Source organism: Polynucleobacter sp. AM-25C3 (assembly GCF_018882335.1).
Taxonomy (GTDB): domain Bacteria; phylum Pseudomonadota; class Gammaproteobacteria; order Burkholderiales; family Burkholderiaceae; genus Polynucleobacter.
Window position 1 is genome coordinate 163,035 of the sequence record NZ_JACVOS010000001.1, and the last position, 19,611, is coordinate 182,645.

Consider the following 19,611-nt stretch of genomic DNA (forward strand, 5'->3'; position numbering starts at 1 on the left):
TGACCCGGAGCCCCCTATGTTTGGAACTATCCCAGAATTTAATCAAAGCCTTGAAATGATGAAAACCATGTGGGGTCAAGGAGCGGCTGGGCAGATGCCAGGCCAATTTCCCTTCACCACAGACACCTCAAAGGCTGCCGGAGGATTTGGCTCTACATTTCCTGGGCTCGATACGGATGAGCTGGAGAAGCGCATTAAGGACCTCAAAAGCGTTGAAAATTGGCTTAACCTTAATCTCAATATCCTCAAATCCACCATTCAGGGCTTAGAAGTGCAACATGCCACCATGATGGCGCTCAAATCCTTTGGGGATGCGGTTTCAGCAACCGCTGCTGCGGCCACCGGCGGATCCTCTGAAGACTCTGGCACTCAGGCTTCTAAACCTCGCAAAACCGCAACACGCCGTCGTCGCAAAGCTGGCGACTCAACCTACCTCGACGAAGTAGGTAATTCAGATGAGCAATAGCCTCACCCATGGCAAATGTCATTTGGTGGACATCTAATTCACGTTTAAATAAAACCGGCACTATCTCACGAGCAGTTGCCGGTTTTTTACATGCTCCAAGCGTTTCAGCTAAGCGCTCATCATGATGCGCCTTCAATTGCTCAATCCTCGGCTTCATACCGGTAAATGGTTTGCCGTGAGATGGCAGTACCAGGGTGCCATCTGGCAATGGCAAATAGCGATCTAAAGAACTGAGATACAAACCTAAAGGATCCGCATCCGGATCCGCATCGTAGACACTGACATTCGTAGAGATGCGTGGCAACAACATGTCCCCAGAAATTAAAACGCCGAGATCCTTGCAATACAGTGAAGCATGTTCAGGCGCATGACCGAAGCCCATGATGACTTGCCACTCATGCTCACCAATCACAATCATTTCGCCATCCATAATGCGACGGTATTGTCGTGGTACGCCCGGAACCATATTGCTGTAGTAATTAGAGCGCGCCCGAATTTTTTCTAAATCTTCTGGTGCACACAATCCATGCTTCTGAAAATGATCTGCTGAACCGCCACCGCCCGCACGAGCACCAACCGCCGCACCGCCCTCTTTATGACTGAGCCACTGCGCCGTCAAATAATCTGTCATGGAAATCCACAGGGGTACATTCCATTTTTCACAGAGCCACTGAGAGAGTCCTACATGGTCTGGATGCATGTGGGTCACGATGACCCTCAATACGGGCAAGCCCTCTAACTGTGTGGCAAAGATCTGTTCCCAAGCAGCTTTCGTCTCATCATTTGCAATCCCGCAATCTACAATCGTCCAGCCCTGAACGCCTTCATAGTCATCGCGTAATAGCCATAGGTTGATATGATCTAAAGCAAAGGGCAGACGCATGCGTAACCAGCGCACCCCTGGGGCAATCTCCATCGAGCTACCCACCTCCGGCAAAGCATCCGCTAGGGGATAATGAATGGCACTAAGATCGCTGGATTGGTTTTTGGTATTCATCTATTTCTATTTTAGGTTTGCTTTGACAACAGTTCCATCGCCTTGCATTAATTGGTGCGACATCAACCCTGAAAATGGTTTTTGTCGTGGCTGCTATCGTACGCTCACTGAAATTGCCGATTGGTCTGAACTCTCTAATCCTGAAAAGCTTGAGGTCTGGTCAAAACTGGAAACGCGCAAACCTCAAGTACCTCAGTAAGTATTGCAAATTACTAATTACTTATTTATTTACATCCACAATTAAACGGCCGCGAACATTTCCAGCCATCAGCTCAGTGGCGTACCTCAAAGAATCCTCTAAACTAATTTCGTGAGAAATTTCTTCTAAGGTTTTTAGATTAACCAATTTACTAAGTTGATCATAAGCCGCAATCCGTTTTGCTTTTGGCACCGTCACACTGTTAATGCCATAGAGAGTAACGCCGCGCAAAATAAATGGCGCTACGCTAGATGGAAAATCCATTCCTTGAGCAAGACCACAGGCAGCAACCGCACCATCACTTTTCGTTTGTGCGCAGGCATTTGCTAAGGTATGACTACCAACACTATCGACTACTGCGGCCCAACGCTCTTTAGCCAAAGGCTTTCCAGGCGCTGACAAAGTAGCGCGATCGATCACTTCAGTGGCGCCCAACTTCTTCAGGTAATCCGCCTCAGCCATACGGCCAGTGCTTGCTACTACCGTGAAGCCCAATTTGCTCAAGAGGGTAATAGCGAAGCTACCAACACCGCCCGCAGCACCTGTTACCAACACTTCACCATCGCTAGGCTTCAGTCCATGCTTTTGCAAGGCCATGACACAGAGCATGGCTGTATAGCCTGCAGTCCCGATTGCCAAAGCCTGTTTAGCAGTAAAACCTTTCGGCAGTGGAATCAACCACTCCGATTTCACACGAGCCTGCTGGGCTAAACCACCCCAGTGACCTTCACCTACGCCCCAGCCATTGAGAAGCACCATATCACCAGCTTTAAATTCTGAGCTAGCGCTCTCTAAGACCTCGCCCGCAAAGTCAATCCCAGGAACCATTGGAAAGCTACGCACTACAGGGCCTTTACCCGTTATCGCCAAACCATCTTTGTAGTTCAGCGTGGAATAGAGCACCCTCACCGTCACGTCACCCTCTGGGAGGCTTGCCTCGTCGACCTGAGAAAGCTCAGCCCGATAACCTTGATCATCTTTATTTACCAAAATAGCTTTAAACATGTCTCTTCCTTTTAAAAACACTGCATTCTCCACAGCAAATACGTAATAGGTTTATCCTAACGAGCATTGCTGATTATGGAGGTTTCCATGAAAAAAATTCTACTCTTAACTACGATTTCTGGCTTGGCGCTAGTTGGCTGCTCTTCTAGCCAAATTAATATGTCTATGGGCAATATGCGCTTAATTACCTCCAGCGCGGCACCCCAAGACGTAATGGATTTTGCCAATACCACCTGTAAGAATGATTTCTATCAAGGCGCGAGTTTTCTATCAAAGGCTGGCAAGGAATATCGCTTTAAATGCGTGAAAGCCGAAGAGAATGAAACTTTGACGCCTATCCCTGGCACAACCATTCCCGCTGATGCGCCCGCACCAGCTGCAGCAAAGTAAATTGATAAGCAAAGCAAGATGACCCCATTTACTTCACAAGAGCTACGCAAAGGGTTTTCTTCTTTTGCAACTGGGGTCACAGTAATCACCTGCCTAGATTCCGATCAGAATGCTCATGGCATCACCATTAGCTCTTTCAATACCGTATCTTTAGAACCGCCACTGATTCTCTGGAGCTTGAAGAAGCACTCACGCTTGATGCCGCATTTTGAAGTCGGTCATAAGCAACTCATTCACGTGCTCGAGCGCTCACAAGAAGCCATGGCGATGCATTTTGCTACCGTGAAAGAAAATCAGTTCATTAGCATTCCTCACAAAATTGCAGCAAGTGGTCTCACTCAAATTGATGGATGTGCCGCCTACTTTGAGTGTGAAACTGTTTCCGTCCATACAGGCGGTGACCATAACATCATCGTCGCCAAAGTTCTCAATCTAAAACACAGCCCTGACAGTCAACCACTCATCTTTGCACATAGTAAATTTCTTGGCTTAGATTCATCCCTTTAAAAATACCAAAGAATAGGAATTCTCATGATGCGCTTATGGGGAAGAAAAAGTTCTATCAATGTGCAGAAGGTTTTATGGTGCCTTGCAGAGCTAGGGTTAGAAGAGGGTAAAGATTTTGAGCGAATTGATGCGGGACTTCATTTTGGCAAGAATCGCACACCTGAATTTCTAGCGCTCAATCCGAATGGCTTAGTGCCAACCTTAGAAGATGGTGATCTTGTACTTTGGGAATCGAACACTATCCTGCGCTATCTCGCTCACCAGCACGATCAATCGAAACGCTTCCCCACCGACATAGCAAGCCAGTATCGATCTGAGAAGTGGATGGATTGGCAAGTTGGAACAATGTGGCCGACCTTGCGAGTCGCCTTTTTAGGCCTCACGCGTACCCCTGAGAATGAGCGTAACTACCCCAGCATTCTAAAAGCGTATGAGGAGGCCAGCCAATTAATAGCACTGCTAGATCAACAACTAATAGATCAGAAATATTGTTCAGGAAATGCTTTTCATATTGGCGATATTCCACTGGCGCTCTGTGTCAGCCGCTGGATGCTATTAAATCAGACCTTTCCGGATAAAACTGGGCCACGCCCACAATTGCGTAACATCGATGTATGGATGAGGCGACTAGAAGATAGCACCCACTTCAATCTGGTAGCCGAAAAAGAACTCAATATTGTGAAGTAGTTATTAATATGCATCTCACGCAGTTCTGAAATACAAAAAGGGTGAATTAGATTCACCCTTTGTCTTTAGAGGCTTATAAGTATTTACTGTTGTTTAAATTTCTTCTGATGGTGGTCAGCGCCGATAAATAAGTACATCGCCGGCACCACGAAGAGCGTAAACAGAGTACCAATCGATAAACCAGTAAAGATCACAATACCCATGGACTGACGACCCGCAGCGCCAGCGCCAGAGGCAATCACTAGGGGCACCACACCTAATACCATTGCTGCAGTAGTCATCAAAATCGGGCGCAATCGTACACTACTGGCTTCTACGATGGCATCTAACTTGCTGCGGCCAGCTTCTTGCAATTCATTAGCAAATTCCACAATCAAAATACCGTGCTTACTGATCAAGCCCATTAGCGTGACCAGACCAACCTGGGTATACACATTCAAGGTCGTGAATCCAAGATTGATAAAGATGAGTGCGCCAAACAAAGCCAGCGGTACTGAAACCAAAATCACAATCGGGTCGCGGAAGCTTTCAAACTGCGCAGCCAATACCAAGAACACAATCAAGATAGCGAAGAACATGGTGACTAAGAAACCACCAGACTCCGCCATGAACTGACGTGATGGGCCCGCATAATCCATGGTGTAACCACTTGGCGCAACTTCTTTCAAAGTCTGCCGCATGAACTCCAATAGATCTGCCTGAGAAATAAATGGCGTACTTACACCTGAGATCGTTGCTGAGTTCAACTGCTGAAAGTGGTTAATTGATTGCGGAACTACTTTTTGCTTAATCGTTGCAATCGTGCGCGCCTGAATCATCTGTCCGCTAGGAGTACGAATGTAGTAATCCAAGATCTGATCTGGGTTCAAGCGATCTACCTGCTTGACCTGTGGGATCACGCGATAGGAGCGGCCAGCCACAGAGAAGTAGTTCACATAACCTCCACCCAAAGCCGCTGATAAGGCACTACCCACTTGCTGCTGGGTCATACCCAGTGCCGCTACTTTTTCACGATCAATTTCTAATACATCTTGCGGCTTATCAATCTTCAAATCCGAGTCCACAAAGAAGAAGTTACCACTCCGGCGTGCTTTATCCAATACCGCTTGAGATACCTCATTGAGCTGCTCATAAGACTCGGTAGTATTAATCACCACCTGAACAGGTAAGCCCTGTGCGCCTGGTAAAGCTGGGAACTGGAATGCCGCTACGTGAGCACCGGCAATCGCATTCCACTTACCCTGCATATCCTCTTGAAACTTGGTGGCATTGCGACTACGTTGATCCCAGTCCTTGAGCAATACACCGCCAAAGCTACTGGTGGGGCTGGTGATCTGGAACATCTGCTCATACTCAGGCTCTGCTGCTGATATTTGATAAATCTGATCAGCGTAAGTCTGCATCTGATTGACCGTGCTGTTTGGTGGCCCTGAAGCCTGCATCAAGACAATGCCCTGATCTTCTGTTGGAGCTAATTCTGCACGAGCCGTTGCGTAGAGGTAAGCAACACCACCCAGCAAAATCACACCCATCACAATGATGACCTGCCAAGTGCTCAAGAGTTCGCGCAAAGTCGTTTGATAGCTGTGATGAACCTTCTCAAAAATACGATCGATCTTTTGTACAAAAGATGAAGCCTCTTGTTCTTCCGTAAAGATCCGCGAGCACATCATGGGAGACAGCGTTAACGCAATCAATCCAGATACCGCTACCGCACTTGCCAAGGTAAATGCAAACTCAGTAAAGAGCGCGCCCGTTAATCCCCCTTGAAAACCAATAGGGATATAGACCGCAATCAACACAATCGTCATCGCCAAAATAGGACCACCCAGTTCGCGCGCAGCAATTAAAGAGGCCTCTAATGGAGACTTACCTTCTTTCATATGACGGTCAACGTTCTCAACCACGATGATGGCGTCATCCACTACCAAGCCAATCGCTAAAACAAGAGCAAGCAGGGTTAGTAAATTAATGGAGTAACCCAAGACCTGCATCAGGAAGAAGGTGCCAATCAAGGAAAGTGGCATCGCAATGACAGGAACTGCCACTGCACGCGCACTACCCAAGAAGAGGTAGATCACGATCGTCACAATCAACAATGCCTCTAGTAGCGTCATTACGACTTCATCAATCGAAGTCGTAATGAACTTAGTGGAGTCATAAACTACCTTGCCAGACATACCCGTTGGTAACTGTTGCTGAATATCCGGAACTGCAGCGCGCACTCGCGCTGCAACATCCAATAAGTTGGCTTGTGGCGCCACCTTAATCGCAATAAATACCGACTTCTTGCCACTAAACGCGACATTGGTGTTGTAGTCTTCCGAGCCCATGGTCACGCTGGCCACTTGATCCAAATACACAATATTGATGCCATCTTTTTTGATGACCAATTTGCGGAACTCATCGAGTGTATGCAAGTCAGTACCGGCTACTAAGTCAACGGCAACCATGTCACCTTTGGTGCTACCAACCGCAGATAAGTAATTATTGGCAGCCATGGCACTGTAGACATCATCAGCGCCCACTCCAAGGCCAGCCATTTTTTCACGATCAAGCCAGGCGCGTAAGGCAAATTTTCTTCCACCAGTAATTTCTGCATTCTGGACCCCGTCTACAGAGTCCAACTTCGGCTTCACTACCCGCAATAAATAATCCGTAATCGCATTATTCGGAATGTCGTCACTGTAAAAACCCATATACATTGCCGCAGTCGACTGACCAATTTGGACGGTCAACACAGGTTGCTGGGCTTGTGGCGGCAATTGATTCTTGACTGAACTAATCTGCGTCTGAATCTGTGTCAATGCTGCATTAGAGTCGTAATTGAGCTTGAGAGTCGCAGTAATTGTTGAGAGGCCGCTCACACTCATAGACGATAAGTAGTCGATACCTTGGGACTGGGCAATAGCAGTCTCTAATGGCTGCGTAATAAAGCCTGCAATCGTCTCAGGATCAGCACCATAGTAAGCCGTCGTAATCGTAACGATCGCATTTTGAGTTTGTGGATATTGATTGACCGGCAAAGAGCCAACAGCCTTCAAGCCAAATACCAAGACGAGTGCACTCACCACCAGTGAGAGCACCGGTCTACGAATAAATATGTCAGTCCAATTCATCTAGGACTTATTCCTGTGGCTGCGGGTTTGGTGAATTCGAAGGCTGCACTTTGTTATTCACAATCAGCGGTGTACCGTTCTTCAGCTTGAGCTGGCCACTAGTGACTACCGTAGCACCCTCTTCAACTCCTTTGAGAATAGCTACTTGGTCACCACGTGTTGGCCCTGTAGTCACAAATACCTGTTGCGCTTCCAGCGCAGGGTTGCCTTGCTTATCTTTCTTGCCCGTTGGCTTAGCAATAAACACAATGGAGCCATAGGGGTTATAGGTAACCGCGGTCTGAGGCAATGTCAGCAACTTGACTTCATCGCCCAGCTTGATATTGACGTTGGCAAACATGCCCGGCAATATCTTTTTATCTGGATTGGCCAGCTGCGCTTCAATCTGAATATTCCGCGTATTGGTATCGACCTTCGGACTCACCGCAGTAACTTTGCCAATAAAGCTCGCATCCTTAAAGGCGTCCGTCGTAACAACAATCTCTTGTCCCACCTGAATCTGTGCAGCATTGCTCTGCGGTAAATTGAAGTCTACAAAGATAGGATCTAAGGTTTGCAGGGTCAGCAACTTATCGCCAGGATTGACATACTGACCTGGGTTAATCATCACGATGCCCACCCGACCACTAAAGGGTGCCTTCAAATTCTTCTTGGCGACCAATGCGGTTTGTTGCTCAACCTGAGCTTGCTTGGAAGCAGCATCAGCCTTGCTGGTATCAAACACGTTTTTGCTAATCGCCTGAATAGCTAACTGCTGCCTATCCCGCTCATTAATTACCTTGGCTAAATCTGCTAATGCCTTGAGGGAATTTAATTGAGCAACATCAGAGGCGTCATTTAGTTTAATAAGCAACTCGCCCTCTTTCACATCCATGCCCGATTTAATGGGAACGGTCTGTACAAGACCGCCAATCTCAGTGCTCAGCTCAACCCCTCTGTAGGCGCGCACATTACCAACGCTAGAGAGTTTAGGTTGCCACTCAGTAGAAGACACTACTAGTGTGGACACAGTTGCAGGCGGTAATCCCATGCCTGCGATGAAATGCTTAATCATGAAAGTCTTGAGTTGATTGAAGCCAAAGATCAAGCCGAGCAATAAAAATACACCGCACAGCATGATGATCATGCGGCGGCGTAATGGCGTCATGGCTTGTAACTTGGCATACGCCTTCGTCTGCATGAAGCGCTCGCGTAAGCGCGCCCATAAGCCCTTGGCTTTTTCCCAAAGAGCAATCAGCTTCTCACGAAGCTTCCACTCTTCTGCTTTAGCAAGCGCCCAAGCCCATAAGGCAACTGCTGCTGCAGTGACTTTAGCTTTAATTTTTTCCAGAAGTTTCATTTTGATCTTTGTTCGCTATGGCTTTTGGTTGAAAGGCTGGGCCGGTCCGATTCCACCAACCACCACCTAGTGCTGCAAATAATGCCGCTGTATCGGAGAACCGAGTTGCTTGCGCAGAAACGGATTTGACCTTGGCAATTTGATATTGGTTTTGATAGTAGAGAACAGCCAAGTAACTTGCAGTGCCCAGCTTGTATTGCTGCTGGACTAAATCCAAAGTTTCATAGGCGTAGCGTTCAGCATCTGATGCTGACTTCAGCGCTTGAGCGCCAGTCTCTAGAGCGCGTAAGGAATCCGCAACCTCTTGAAATGCCTTAAGAACAGTTGCCTGGTATTGATAGACCGCTTGCTCGTAATTGGCCATTGCACCACGACGTTGTGCCAATAACTGTCCACCCTGAAAGAGGGGCTGAAAGATACCGCCAGCAACCGACCACAATGCTGCATTGGGCCCAAATAAAGCATTGCTCGTTAAAGCAGCAGAGCCAATCGCGCCCGTGATATTAAATTGCGGCAATAAGTTTGCGGTGGCTACGCCGACTAATGCATTGGTTGCTTTTAGTTGGGCTTCGGCTGCACGCACATCTGGGCGTTGACGCACCAAGCTCGATGGCACCGACAGTGGTAGCTTCTCCGGCAAATGCAAAGACTTCAAATCGAACTTGGTAACGTTGGCGTTACTCGGCAACTCTCCAACTAAGACTGCCAACTGATTACGAGCAAAGGAAAGATTACGCTCGTAGGTAAATAGATCTACCTGAGAGTTAGATACCAGAGTTCTTTGCGATGTCACATCCACTTTAGAAACCGTGCCGATCACTAATTGCTTTTCGGTTACTTCAGCCAAATTAGTTTGCGCCTTCAGAATTTCTTCGGTAGCTTGCATCTGCGCTCGAAGCGCCGCTTCTCGCACCGCGCCAGTCACAATATTGGCGGTCAAAGAAAGATATGCGCCTTCCAATTGAAACTGGGCAATCTCTGCTTGCGCTCTTGCGCCTTCAACTGCGCGACGTGCGCCGCCAAAAACATCCAGCTTGTAAGTGACATTTACAGAGGCGTTGTAAAGGCTGTAGGTATCTGAACCACCAGATGGAATTCCATAGACCGCAGCAGGCTGAAGTTCGCGCGTAACCCCGCTATTTAGACCAATTGCAGGGAAATACTGCCCACCAATTTGCGCATTCACATTTTCTTGGCTAGCACGTAAGGCAGCATCGGCGGCGCCTAAATTTGGATTTTGTTGCAAGGCTTTTTTGATCAGGACATCAAGCTCTGGTGACTTAAACAACTCCCACCATTGAGCCTCAATATCGGCACCTTCAATAAACTCTTGATCTGTACCGCCCGGAACTCCAGGCGCAGTAGCTAATTTCTTGGAAAGAGTAGTCTCGGTATAAGTAGAAGTATTGGGTGCATCGGGTTGCTTAAAGTCTGGGCCTACTGCACACGCAGAGAGAAGCCCCGCGGAAAGTAGCGGAAGCCAACGCAAAATAAAGAAATCTTTTGAACCAAACATGTACTGTGACAAGTATCCTTTTCTACAGAAGATATTTGAACACACTTTTTTAATCCAGTCTGTGTAACACCTTGATTTGAATAATGAATTTTGTACACAGCTAGACGTAGAAGTCAAACGGATTTTTTACTCTTCGACCCTATTCTTAGTGGTAATTTTTCCAAAGCTTCCACTGTTGAAATCCTGCATTGCTTGAGCAATCTCTTCTTTGGTATTCATGACAAAGGGGCCGTAGCCAACGATCGGCTCGTCAATAGGTTCACCGCTCAGCAATAAGGCAATCGAGTCTTCCAGCACGTTGACCTCAATATCTTGGCCTTGCTGGCTAAACATCAACATCTGAGCATCTTTCGCAACTGCACCATCACCACCCAAAACGGCACCCTCGAGAACTACCAAGGATGAATTCCAGCCCTCAGGCACCGAAATCGTTGTAATGCCCTTTTTCAATTTAAGGTCAATCACATTCAGCGGAGTAAGAGTGTTGGCAGGTCCTTTATGGCCATCAAACTCCCCGGCAATGATGCGAGCTTGCCCAGCACCATTCTTTAATTCAAGCGCTGGAATCTGCTTATTCAGAATGGCCTGATAGCCAGGCTTAGTCATTTTGAGATTTGCTGGCAAGTTGACCCAGAGCTGCACCATATTTAGAGTTCCGCCATTTTTGGCAAAGCATTCTGAATGAAACTCTTCATGCAAGATGCCAGAGCCCGCAGTCATCCACTGCACATCGCCCGGGCCAATCACCCCGCCCTGGCCTGTGGAGTCCTTATGGGCAACTTCACCCTCATAAACAATAGTCACAGTTTCAAAACCGCGATGGGGATGTGAGCCGACACCCTTACGCTCAGTCGTTGGGGGAAACTCTGCTGGGCCTGCGTAATCGAGCATCAAGAATGGGCTCATTTGTTTTCCTAAATCTTGATAGAAAAACAGGGTGCGCACTGGAAAGCCATCGCCAACCCAATGGCCTTGATCATTACCCTGTATGCCGATTACTTTTTTCATAGCTCCCCAATATGTTTAAAGCCAACTCGATTACTTAGCCTTAAATTCACTAGCAATCTTGGCAATACGCTCGCCATAGAGACGCGCCGTTTCTAAATCACCTGCATTCACTTCATCAGCACTTGCATCTGAAGGTGTCTGCATCATTGCACCAGCTGATGAGCCTACATAGTTCACATCGTCGCGTTTTGCAGCTTTGGAATTGGAAGGCATCAAACCAGTCCCCACCCAAATGCCTGAATGCTGCATGGCTAAAGTAAAGAAGTAATGCAAGGTAGAGTGCTTGTCGCCATTCATGGTGGCAGAGTTCGTGAAGCCGCCGAATACTTTATCTTTCCACTGCTGGGAAAACCATTGTTTAGAACTTGCGTCAGCGAACTTCTTAAACTGCCAGCTTACTGTGCCCATATAGGTTGGCGAGCCAAATATGATCGCATCAGCAGCGTTTAGAGTTTCCCACTGAGCATCAGTAATATTACCTTCGGCATCGATAGTCACTAATGCACCATTGGAGCCTTTTGCTACCGCTTCAGCTTGCTTAACAGTGTGGCCATATCCACTATGAAATACAACAGCTACTTTAGTCATGATCTTTTCCTTAATTAAATGAAATTACTTCACTTCTCTACGAGCATCGATACTGAAACCGCCAGCACCAGCAGAAGCTAGAACCAGCAAGCCGCCCATGACGGCGATATTTTTGAAGAACAATAATTGTGCGATGAAGGCGGCATCAGCTGGAGCTGCCCAATACGCATGGCCAGAAACAGCCGCCAGTAAGGTGAAGATGGCCATGATGATTGCTACTAATCTTGTTTGAAAACCTACGAGCAAAGCAATACTTCCAACAATCTCAATCACAATGGTTACTACCAAAGCAAATACTGGGGCTGGAATACCCAATGATGCGAAATAGCCTAATGTACCTTCAAAGCCAGCCATCTTGGCCAAACCCGCTGGTAGAAAGAGGGCAATGATCAGCAATCGGCCAATCAGATTTAATGCGCTTTGGTACGTGTTCATGTGATATTCCTTTTTGATATAAGCTTGTATTGGCTAATTAAAAATTGCTTTTACGTTTTGCAAAACGGTCACTGCTTGTTCTAATTCTTTTTTACTTAGCTTCCCGAAAGCTTTACCGAGATACTCGACATGCTCCGGAAATACTTTCTTAAATAGCTTGTCGCCACTTTTGGATAAACCAATCTTGTAACTGCGACCATCCTCAACATTCATGAACTTATCAATGAGGCCTTTGGCCTCCAATCTCTCCAAGACCCCCGTCATCGTCCCTTTAGAAACAAGCGTCTTTTCACCCAACTCCTTACAGGTCATCGGCGGTTGATTGCCCAAGGTCGCGACAATATCAAACTGGGTTGTGGTTAAACCCATTTCTTTAATATGAGCCCCAGAGTGAGCCTCAAACGCCTGATAAGCCTGAACCAATTCCTTAACGAGCGATAGGTGATTCATTTGATACCTCAATTTAGTCTGTATACGTACTAGTATAGTACTAGATCGTACTAATTGCAAGGCCCTACAAAATTAAGGGAATAAACCCAGTGGATTGGCTTCTTCCACCCGAGTTAATAGATCTACCAAGAATTTTGGGGTGAATCCACCCCAGAGGAATTACTCGACCGTAACGCTCTTTGCGAGGTTACGTGGCTTATCGACATCGGTGCCTAATGCACAAGCGGTGTGATATGCCAGGAGCTGCAATGGAACTACGTGCAGGATTGGGGAGAGATTACCGTAATGCTCAGGAAGGCGAATGACGTTAATACCTTCGCTACTCGTAATATCCGTATCTTGATCTGCGAAGACATATAACTTGCCGCCACGGGCTTTGACTTCTTGCATATTGGATTTGAGTTTTTCCAACAAGTCATCTTTTGGTGCGACGGTGACTACTGGCATCTTCTCAGTAACAAGGGCAAGCGGTCCATGCTTTAACTCACCAGCCGGATAGGCCTCTGCATGGATATAAGAAATTTCTTTGAGTTTGAGTGCGCCTTCTAAGGCAATTGGGTAATGCATGCCACGACCCAGGAACAAAGCGTTTTCACATTTAGCAAAAGCAGTACTCCAAGCAATAATCTGAGGCTCAAGCGCTAAAACTGCATGCAAGGCTTTTGGCAAATGGCGCAAGTCACCCAAGAGTTCTTTTTCTCGCTCGGGACTTACCTTGCCCGCTCGCTTGGCCAATGAAACAGCCAACAAATAGAGTGCAACCAATTGAGTAGTAAAGGCTTTAGTAGAAGCCACGCCAATCTCAGTACCAGCCTTAGTTAAGAAGTTCCAATGGGTTTCACGAACCATGGCGCTACTAGCCACATTGCAAATAGCTAAGGTGTATTGATGACCCAAGGCTTGCGCATGACGCAAAGCGGCTAAAGTATCGGCAGTCTCGCCTGATTGGGAGACCACCACAATTAATGTTTTGGGATTTGGAACAGAAGTGCGATAGCGATACTCACTAGCAATCTCCACCTGCGTCGGAATGCCCGCCAAATCCTCTAGCCAATATTTAGCAACACATGCAGAGTAGTAACTAGTGCCACAGGCTAGGATCAAGATTTGATCAAACTTTTTCCATTGCTCTGGGTCTGCGCCAAATAACTCTGGGCCAAAGCTTGCAATATTGGCAAGCGTGTCGCCAATTGCTCGTGGTTGCTCAAAGATCTCTTTTTGCATGTAATGCTGATAAGGGCCCAAATCTACAGAGTCAGCTTGCGCAGGCATGGCCTTATGCTCTCTTTGCACTGCTTTGCCAGCTTGATCAATGATCTCAACAGCATCAGCTTTCAGAATGGCGACATCGCCTTCTTCTAGGTACATCATCGAATGGGCACGACCAGCAAGCGCTAGTGCATCAGAGGCTAAGAAATTTTCATGCTCCCCGAGCGCAACAACCAATGGAGAACCAACACGCGCGCCCACCAAAACATCTGGGCGATCCTGCGCAATCACACCAATCGCATAAGCACCATGTAAACGCGGCAATACAGATCGGACCGAAGCCACTAAATCAACTTGCTTGCTAGATACATAGGCTTGATGAATTAAATGCGCAATAACCTCGGTATCTGTTTCAGAGGTAAATAGATAGCCCGCAGCCTTCAGCTCAGTACGAAGCGATTCGTAGTTTTCAATAATGCCGTTATGAACGACAGCGATCAATCCGCCGGAGATATGGGGATGGGCATTTTGTGTATCTGGTTTACCGTGCGTTGCCCAGCGAGTATGTGCAATACCCAGGGTCCCGTGGAAATCCTTGCCCTGCTCTGCCAACTCGGATACACGAGCGGTAGTACGAGCACGCTCAATCGGATGCTTGGCATCGTCGCCATTAATTACTGCAAAACCACAAGAATCATAGCCACGGTATTCAAGGCGACGCAGGCCTTCAATTAAGACTTCGACAATATTCTTACGCGATGCCGCGCCCACAATTCCGCACATTATTTTTTAGCCTTAACGGATTTTTTAGCGGGTACTTTTTTAGCCGCGACTTTATTTGCCACTATATTCTTTTCCTTCTTTACGGGGCGCTGCCACTGTAAAGAAATTTGTTTCGCCCGTGACACTGTCAACTGATTCGGTGGCGCATCTTTAGTCAAAGTAGTTCCTGCTCCTAGAGTGGCGCCACGACCCACGCGCACAGGAGCAACCAACTGAGTATCGGAACCAATGAAAACATCATCTTCAATAATCGTTTGGTGTTTGTTCACACCATCGTAATTGCAGGTAATCGTACCTGCGCCGATATTGACCCTAGAACCGACAATTGAATCACCCACATAGGCCAAATGATTTGCTTTGCTATTTGCGGAGATCTTGCTGTTCTTCACTTCAACAAAGTTGCCAATATGCACATCGTTAGCTAAGTCTGCGCCTGGACGCAAGCGAGCATAAGGACCAATCAATGAACTTGCACCAACCTTGGCGCCATCAATATGGCTATACGGATGAATGGTGACATTCTTACCAATCACGCTATTGCGGATAATGCAATAAGGGCCAACTTTGGTGCCAGCAGCTAAAGTCACGCAACCTTCGAATACGCAACCCACATCAATAAAGACATCGGTGCCGCACTCTAGCGTTCCGCGAATATCGATGCGTGCTGGATCAACCAAAGAAACGCCGGCATCCATCAATACATTCGCTTGATTGAGTTGATGAACTCGCTCGAGTGCTGCCAACTGATCACGACTATTGACGCCAACAGTCTCGTATTCAGCATCCGCTTGCGTTGTGCGAATGGGCACACCATCTTTTACTGCCATGGCAATCACATCGGTTAAATAGTATTCGCCTTGGGCATTGCTGGCTCGCAAAGCCTTCAACCATTTCTTTAATGAATTGGTTGGCAGCACCATGATGCCGGTATTAATTTCTTGAATGCGCTTTTGCTCGGGCGTTGCATCTTTTTCTTCAACAATCGCTTTTACAGAACCATCAATATCGCGCACGATGCGGCCATAGCCCTTTGGATTTTTGAGGTTTTGAGTCAGGAGGGCCAAAGCAGAATCTTGACCACGGACACCATCAGCCAATTTGGCTAATTTAGAAAGTGTCTTTTTGCTCGTGAGGGGCACATCGCCGTAAAGCACCAAAGTAGGCTCATTCACATCCAGTTTAGGCAAGGCTTGCAATAAAGCGTGGCCCGTCCCTTTTTGCTCAGCCTGTAATGCGGTATTCACTTTGCCAAAGCGAGCATCCTGCTCGCTGGTGATTTGCAGGAATTGCTTTACATCAGCAGCCCCATGACCCACAACAACAATGGGGCCAGTTTTAGCGCTTTTGCCTTGTAGGTCCAGAGCGGTATTCAAAACATGCTGGAGAAGCGGCTTCCCGGCCAAGGTTTGGAGAACCTTGGGTAATGCGGACTTCATCCGCTTTCCCTGCCCAGCAGCCAATATGACAATATTCATAAGGATGAATTATAAATTGTCTCTTTATATTCTCTATAACTATTGCCCATTAAAGGGGGAGATCGTGGGCTGAACTACAGTTCCACAGGCTAATTCATCGATTTCCGTCTCATCAATTGCCTTATCACCGGCTGATCTGGCGGCAATACCGGTTAGCTCTGTGGAGATCTCCAGTTTTTTGAAATCAAATGCTTCCCCATCCATTAAATGGGAGGGGACGATATGGTGCATGGAGCGGAATAGATTCTCCACACGGCCAGGATGCTTCTTTTCCCATTCGCGCAACATCTCTTTCATAGCACCACGCTGCAAATTGGGCTGACTGCCACAGAGATTACACGGAATAATCGGGAAGTTCATATCCACCGCATAACGCTCAAGCAATTTTTCCGGAACATAAGCCAGAGGACGAATCACAAGGTGCTTGCCGTCATCTGAGCGCAACTTCGGTGGCATGGCTTTGAGCTTGCCTGCAAAAAACATATTCAATAACAATGTTTCCAAGATGTCATCGCGGTGATGTCCTAAAGCAATCTTGGTCGCACCCAGCTCGTCTGCCACACGATACAAAATGCCACGACGCAAACGAGAACACAATCCACAAGTCGTCTTGCCTTCCGGAATAACGCGCTTCACAATGCTGTAGGTGTCTTGGTTTTCAATATGGTACTGAACACCTAAAGCCTTCAAATAGTTTGGCAAAATCTCTGCCGGAAATTCGGGCTGTTTTTGATCCAAATTGACAGCAACAATTTCAAAATCAATTGGGGCGCGCTCACGCAACTTTAAAAGGATGTCGAGCATCGCATAACTATCTTTACCACCTGACAAACACACCATCACTTTATCGCCATCTTCGATCATGCCAAAGTCGCCAATCGCTTGACCAACTAAACGGCATAGCTTTTTCTCAAGCTTATTTTCTTCGAAGACGACTTTGCGGATATCACTCATAGCTACTGAATTATTTTATTAACTCTATTTAGACTTGCTTCATTCGAAACACTTCAACGCCAACCGAGTGGCAATCGGGATAGACATCAGGTTTGGCTGTACTGACACGAGCGGCAATGACTTTAGGATGCAGCAACATCGCAGTCACAATGTCATCGCAGAAGGTTTCTTGTAAATGGATATGGCCCTGCGAAGACCGCGCCTTAATGGTTTCACGCATGAAGTCATAGTCCACCACCTCCTCTAGCAAGTCTTTAGAGGGGGTATTCATATTCAAAGGGATATAGAGATCCACATTGAGGATGACGCGCTGCTCAGCTTTCTTCTCAAAATCATGTACGCCGATATTGATATAGATCTCATAGTCTCGCAAAAATAAGCGACGGCAATCAACTAAAGCTGGATGGGAAAGAATAGCGTGCATAAATTTTTATTCTGTATTGAAATTCTTAATTTTTTTTAAACATCACATCACGTGAAGATGGCAGCAGATGTTGTCCGCCATCGACGTATAAGGTAGTGCCAGTGATCGCATTGGAGCCTGCTAAAAATACCGCCGCCTTAGCAATATCATCTGGAGTTGAGGACTTACCCAATGGCGTCATCTGATGTGCTTTAGTAAAGCCTGCTTTAGTTTGATCGCCAGAAGTCAGCGTAATGCCAGGAGCTAAACCCACTACTCTGAGATGAGGGCCAAAATCAACCGCCAACACTTCAACCGAAGTGAAAAGTGCAGCTTTTGATAATGTGTAAGACAAATAATCTGGATTGAGATTAATCAATTTTTGATCGAGCAATTGAATCACCGAAGGAATGGAGACATCCCCTTCGCTTGCTTTCTTCATCTGATTCTTTTGATGTTTGAACATCAACTGAGACAACAGGATTGGTGCAGCTAAATTGACCTGCATGTGATCTTGCAAGCTTTTGCTGCTCAATGGGGTATCGGAATTGGCGCGATCGTATTCAAAGATTGAGGCGCTATTGACTAGGCACTGTAGATTCTCAAATTCGGTAGAAACGACAGAAAACAGGTCCTTAACTTCCACTTCCTTAGCAAGGTCCGCTCTGAATGCCGTGGCCTTACGTCCCAGACTCTGGATTTCTGCCACAGTAGCCCTGGCATCGGGTTCAGACTGGCCATAATGAACCGCGACATCCCAGCCTTGGCGAGCAAACTCCAAGGCAATTTCCCGACCTAGACGCTTGGCAGCGCCGGTCACTAAAACTGCTTTATTTTGCCGAGGTTGTGGATTTGAACTCAAGTTCACTTAAATTCTCTTAGACTAGCGAGCTATGGATATTACCTTGACCAGCCTTGAAACGGCTCATACCGAACTTCTTAGTCAAAAAATAATGACTGAAATCGCCTCTCAAGGCGGTTGGATGCCCTTTTCAAGATATATGGAAATGGCTTTATACGAGCCAGGAATGGGCTATTACAGTGCTGGAGCCCATAAATTGGGGGCTGGCGGGGATTTCACGACCGCGCCTGAGCTCTCCCCCTTATTTGGTGCCGCCATTGTTTCCACCCTGCTACCCATTCTTGAAGGTCTCAAAGCTCAAGGGCTCCCTACCCAGATTCTGGAGTTTGGCGCTGGCACTGGAAAGCTCGCTGAATCCATTTTGACCCGTCTACATGATCTGGGTTTTGAATTAGATTGTTACGACATCATCGAGATCTCGCCTGATCTAGCCCAAAGACAAGAGGATCACCTCAAGACTCTCGCGGCGAAGCTCAGCCTATCTACTCAATACAATTGGCTGAGTGCTTTACCCAGCAATTTCAAGGGCATCATTTTGGCTAACGAGGTAATTGATGCCATACCTTTTGATGCCATCATTTATCAAAATGGCTTTTGGTATTGGCAAGGGGTTTCAGTCATTGATGGCAAGTTTGCATGGGCAACGGGAAAACCCGTCGAGCACTCCCTGCTACCAGAAGCCCTACTCGCAGGTCATTTTTCAGAAGGCTACGTCACTGAATTACACGCTCCAGCAAATGCATGGATGCGCCAAGTAGCCAAACATCTCGATACCGGCCTCTTCCTCACTTTTGATTACGGCTTCCCGGTAGCAGAGTACTACCATCCCCAAAGACTAGAGGGCACGCTCATGGCTCACCATCGCCATCATGCCATTCAAGATCCATTTCATCTTCCGGGGCTTTGTGACCTAACAACCCATGTGGAATGGTCGCAGATTGCACGTAGCGCACTCGAAGATCCAGTCGATGATGTTTATCTCAGCAACCAAGCAAGCTATCTGCTTGATGCAGGCATAGGCGATATCGCCCTAGAAGTTGGCGACCCCAGCAATCCAGAAACTTTCTTGCCGATTTCTAATGCATTGCAAAAGTTATTGTCTGAAGCAGAGATGGGGGAGTTGTTTAAGGTCTTTGCTTTTTCAAAGCAATTAAATGATGTCCTTCCGGGTCACTCGTTAGAAGACTTGCCCGGGCTGCGAGGTAGAAACCGACTCTAG

20 protein-coding genes are annotated in these 19,611 nt (G+C 47.0%); 6 read left to right on the forward strand and 14 right to left on the reverse strand.

What is annotated here, in order from left to right; all coding sequences use genetic code 11:
• The first annotated feature begins 16 nt into the window (after positions 1-16).
• Positions 17-466 (forward strand): PhaM family polyhydroxyalkanoate granule multifunctional regulatory protein, encoded by a 450-nt coding sequence (locus ICN12_RS00865; RefSeq protein WP_216270127.1) that lies wholly within the window; start codon positions 17-19, stop codon positions 464-466.
• Here the strand turns inward: ICN12_RS00865 and ICN12_RS00870 are convergent.
• On the reverse strand, positions 378-1,463 hold the full coding sequence (locus ICN12_RS00870) for an MBL fold metallo-hydrolase (RefSeq protein WP_216270129.1): 1,086 nt from the start codon (positions 1,461-1,463) through the stop codon (positions 378-380). The two genes, ICN12_RS00865 and ICN12_RS00870, sit on opposite strands and share 89 nt — an antisense overlap.
• A 22-nt stretch (positions 1,464-1,485) precedes the next feature.
• On the opposite strand from ICN12_RS00870, the gene ICN12_RS00875 reads away from it, so the two are divergent.
• Positions 1,486-1,662: a DUF1289 domain-containing protein gene (locus ICN12_RS00875; protein WP_370624910.1), complete on the forward strand. Its 177-nt coding sequence runs from the start codon at positions 1,486-1,488 to the stop codon at positions 1,660-1,662.
• Positions 1,663-1,683: 21 nt separating this feature from the next.
• Here ICN12_RS00875 and acuI read toward each other — a convergent pair whose 3' ends face one another.
• On the reverse strand, positions 1,684-2,667 hold the full coding sequence (acuI, locus tag ICN12_RS00880; RefSeq protein ID WP_216270133.1) for an acrylyl-CoA reductase (NADPH): 984 nt from the start codon (positions 2,665-2,667) through the stop codon (positions 1,684-1,686).
• A gap of 87 nt (positions 2,668-2,754) precedes the next feature.
• Between acuI and ICN12_RS00885 the strand changes: the two genes are divergently transcribed.
• Genes ICN12_RS00885 through ICN12_RS00895 form a run of 3 tightly spaced genes read left to right on the forward strand, consistent with a single transcriptional unit; the run spans position 2,755 to position 4,251 of the window.
• Positions 2,755-3,057 carry a hypothetical protein gene (locus ICN12_RS00885; RefSeq protein WP_216270135.1) on the forward strand — a complete coding sequence of 101 codons (303 nt, stop codon included), beginning with the start codon at positions 2,755-2,757 and terminating at the stop codon, positions 3,055-3,057.
• Positions 3,058-3,075: 18 nt separating this feature from the next.
• On the forward strand, positions 3,076-3,564 hold the full coding sequence (locus ICN12_RS00890; RefSeq protein ID WP_216270137.1) for a flavin reductase family protein: 489 nt from the start codon (positions 3,076-3,078) through the stop codon (positions 3,562-3,564).
• A 24-nt stretch (positions 3,565-3,588) separates the two neighbouring features.
• On the forward strand, positions 3,589-4,251 hold the full coding sequence (locus tag ICN12_RS00895; protein ID WP_216270139.1) for a glutathione S-transferase family protein: 663 nt from the start codon (positions 3,589-3,591) through the stop codon (positions 4,249-4,251).
• 83 nt (positions 4,252-4,334) lie between these two features.
• On the opposite strand, the gene ICN12_RS00900 is transcribed toward ICN12_RS00895, so the two are convergent.
• From ICN12_RS00900 to ICN12_RS00955, 12 genes are all read right to left on the reverse strand, one after another.
• On the reverse strand, positions 4,335-7,370 hold the full coding sequence (locus ICN12_RS00900) for an efflux RND transporter permease subunit (RefSeq protein ID WP_216270141.1): 3,036 nt from the start codon (positions 7,368-7,370) through the stop codon (positions 4,335-4,337).
• A 7-nt stretch (positions 7,371-7,377) separates the two neighbouring features.
• Positions 7,378-8,517 (reverse strand): efflux RND transporter periplasmic adaptor subunit, encoded by a 1,140-nt coding sequence (locus ICN12_RS00905; protein ID WP_216270234.1) that lies wholly within the window; start codon positions 8,515-8,517, stop codon positions 7,378-7,380.
• Between the two features lie 169 nt (positions 8,518-8,686).
• A complete protein-coding gene (locus tag ICN12_RS00910) occupies positions 8,687-10,225 on the reverse strand; it encodes an efflux transporter outer membrane subunit (protein ID WP_216270143.1) in 1,539 nt (512 codons plus the stop codon).
• A gap of 126 nt (positions 10,226-10,351) precedes the next feature.
• Entirely contained in the window at positions 10,352-11,233 is an 882-nt protein-coding gene (locus ICN12_RS00915) for a pirin family protein (RefSeq protein ID WP_216270145.1), read from the reverse strand.
• A gap of 30 nt (positions 11,234-11,263) precedes the next feature.
• Positions 11,264-11,821 carry a flavodoxin family protein gene (locus tag ICN12_RS00920; protein ID WP_216270148.1) on the reverse strand — a complete coding sequence of 186 codons (558 nt, stop codon included), beginning with the start codon at positions 11,819-11,821 and terminating at the stop codon, positions 11,264-11,266.
• A 24-nt stretch (positions 11,822-11,845) separates the two neighbouring features.
• Positions 11,846-12,256, reverse strand: a complete 411-nt coding sequence (locus ICN12_RS00925) for a DoxX family protein (protein WP_216270150.1) — start codon at positions 12,254-12,256, stop codon at positions 11,846-11,848.
• Between the two features lie 33 nt (positions 12,257-12,289).
• Positions 12,290-12,706, reverse strand: coding sequence for a MarR family winged helix-turn-helix transcriptional regulator (locus tag ICN12_RS00930; RefSeq protein WP_216270151.1), 417 nt, complete (start codon positions 12,704-12,706; stop codon positions 12,290-12,292).
• A gap of 159 nt (positions 12,707-12,865) precedes the next feature.
• Entirely contained in the window at positions 12,866-14,698 is a 1,833-nt protein-coding gene (gene glmS, locus ICN12_RS00935; RefSeq protein ID WP_216270152.1) for a glutamine--fructose-6-phosphate transaminase (isomerizing), read from the reverse strand.
• A complete protein-coding gene (glmU, locus tag ICN12_RS00940) occupies positions 14,698-16,173 on the reverse strand; it encodes a bifunctional UDP-N-acetylglucosamine diphosphorylase/glucosamine-1-phosphate N-acetyltransferase GlmU (RefSeq protein ID WP_216270153.1) in 1,476 nt (491 codons plus the stop codon). Before glmU ends, glmS begins: the two co-directional genes overlap by 1 nt.
• A 39-nt stretch (positions 16,174-16,212) precedes the next feature.
• The gene (gene ttcA, locus ICN12_RS00945) at positions 16,213-17,127 is read right to left on the reverse strand and encodes a tRNA 2-thiocytidine(32) synthetase TtcA (RefSeq protein ID WP_216270155.1); all 915 of its coding nucleotides are present in this window, start codon (positions 17,125-17,127) and stop codon (positions 16,213-16,215) included.
• A 28-nt stretch (positions 17,128-17,155) separates the two neighbouring features.
• Positions 17,156-17,551 (reverse strand): dihydroneopterin aldolase, encoded by a 396-nt coding sequence (locus ICN12_RS00950; protein WP_216178660.1) that lies wholly within the window; start codon positions 17,549-17,551, stop codon positions 17,156-17,158.
• 25 nt (positions 17,552-17,576) lie between these two features.
• A complete protein-coding gene (locus ICN12_RS00955) occupies positions 17,577-18,398 on the reverse strand; it encodes an SDR family oxidoreductase (RefSeq protein WP_216270157.1) in 822 nt (273 codons plus the stop codon).
• An 85-nt stretch (positions 18,399-18,483) separates the two neighbouring features.
• Between ICN12_RS00955 and ICN12_RS00960 the strand changes: the two genes are divergently transcribed.
• On the forward strand, positions 18,484-19,611 hold the full coding sequence (locus tag ICN12_RS00960; protein ID WP_255537627.1) for a class I SAM-dependent methyltransferase: 1,128 nt from the start codon (positions 18,484-18,486) through the stop codon (positions 19,609-19,611).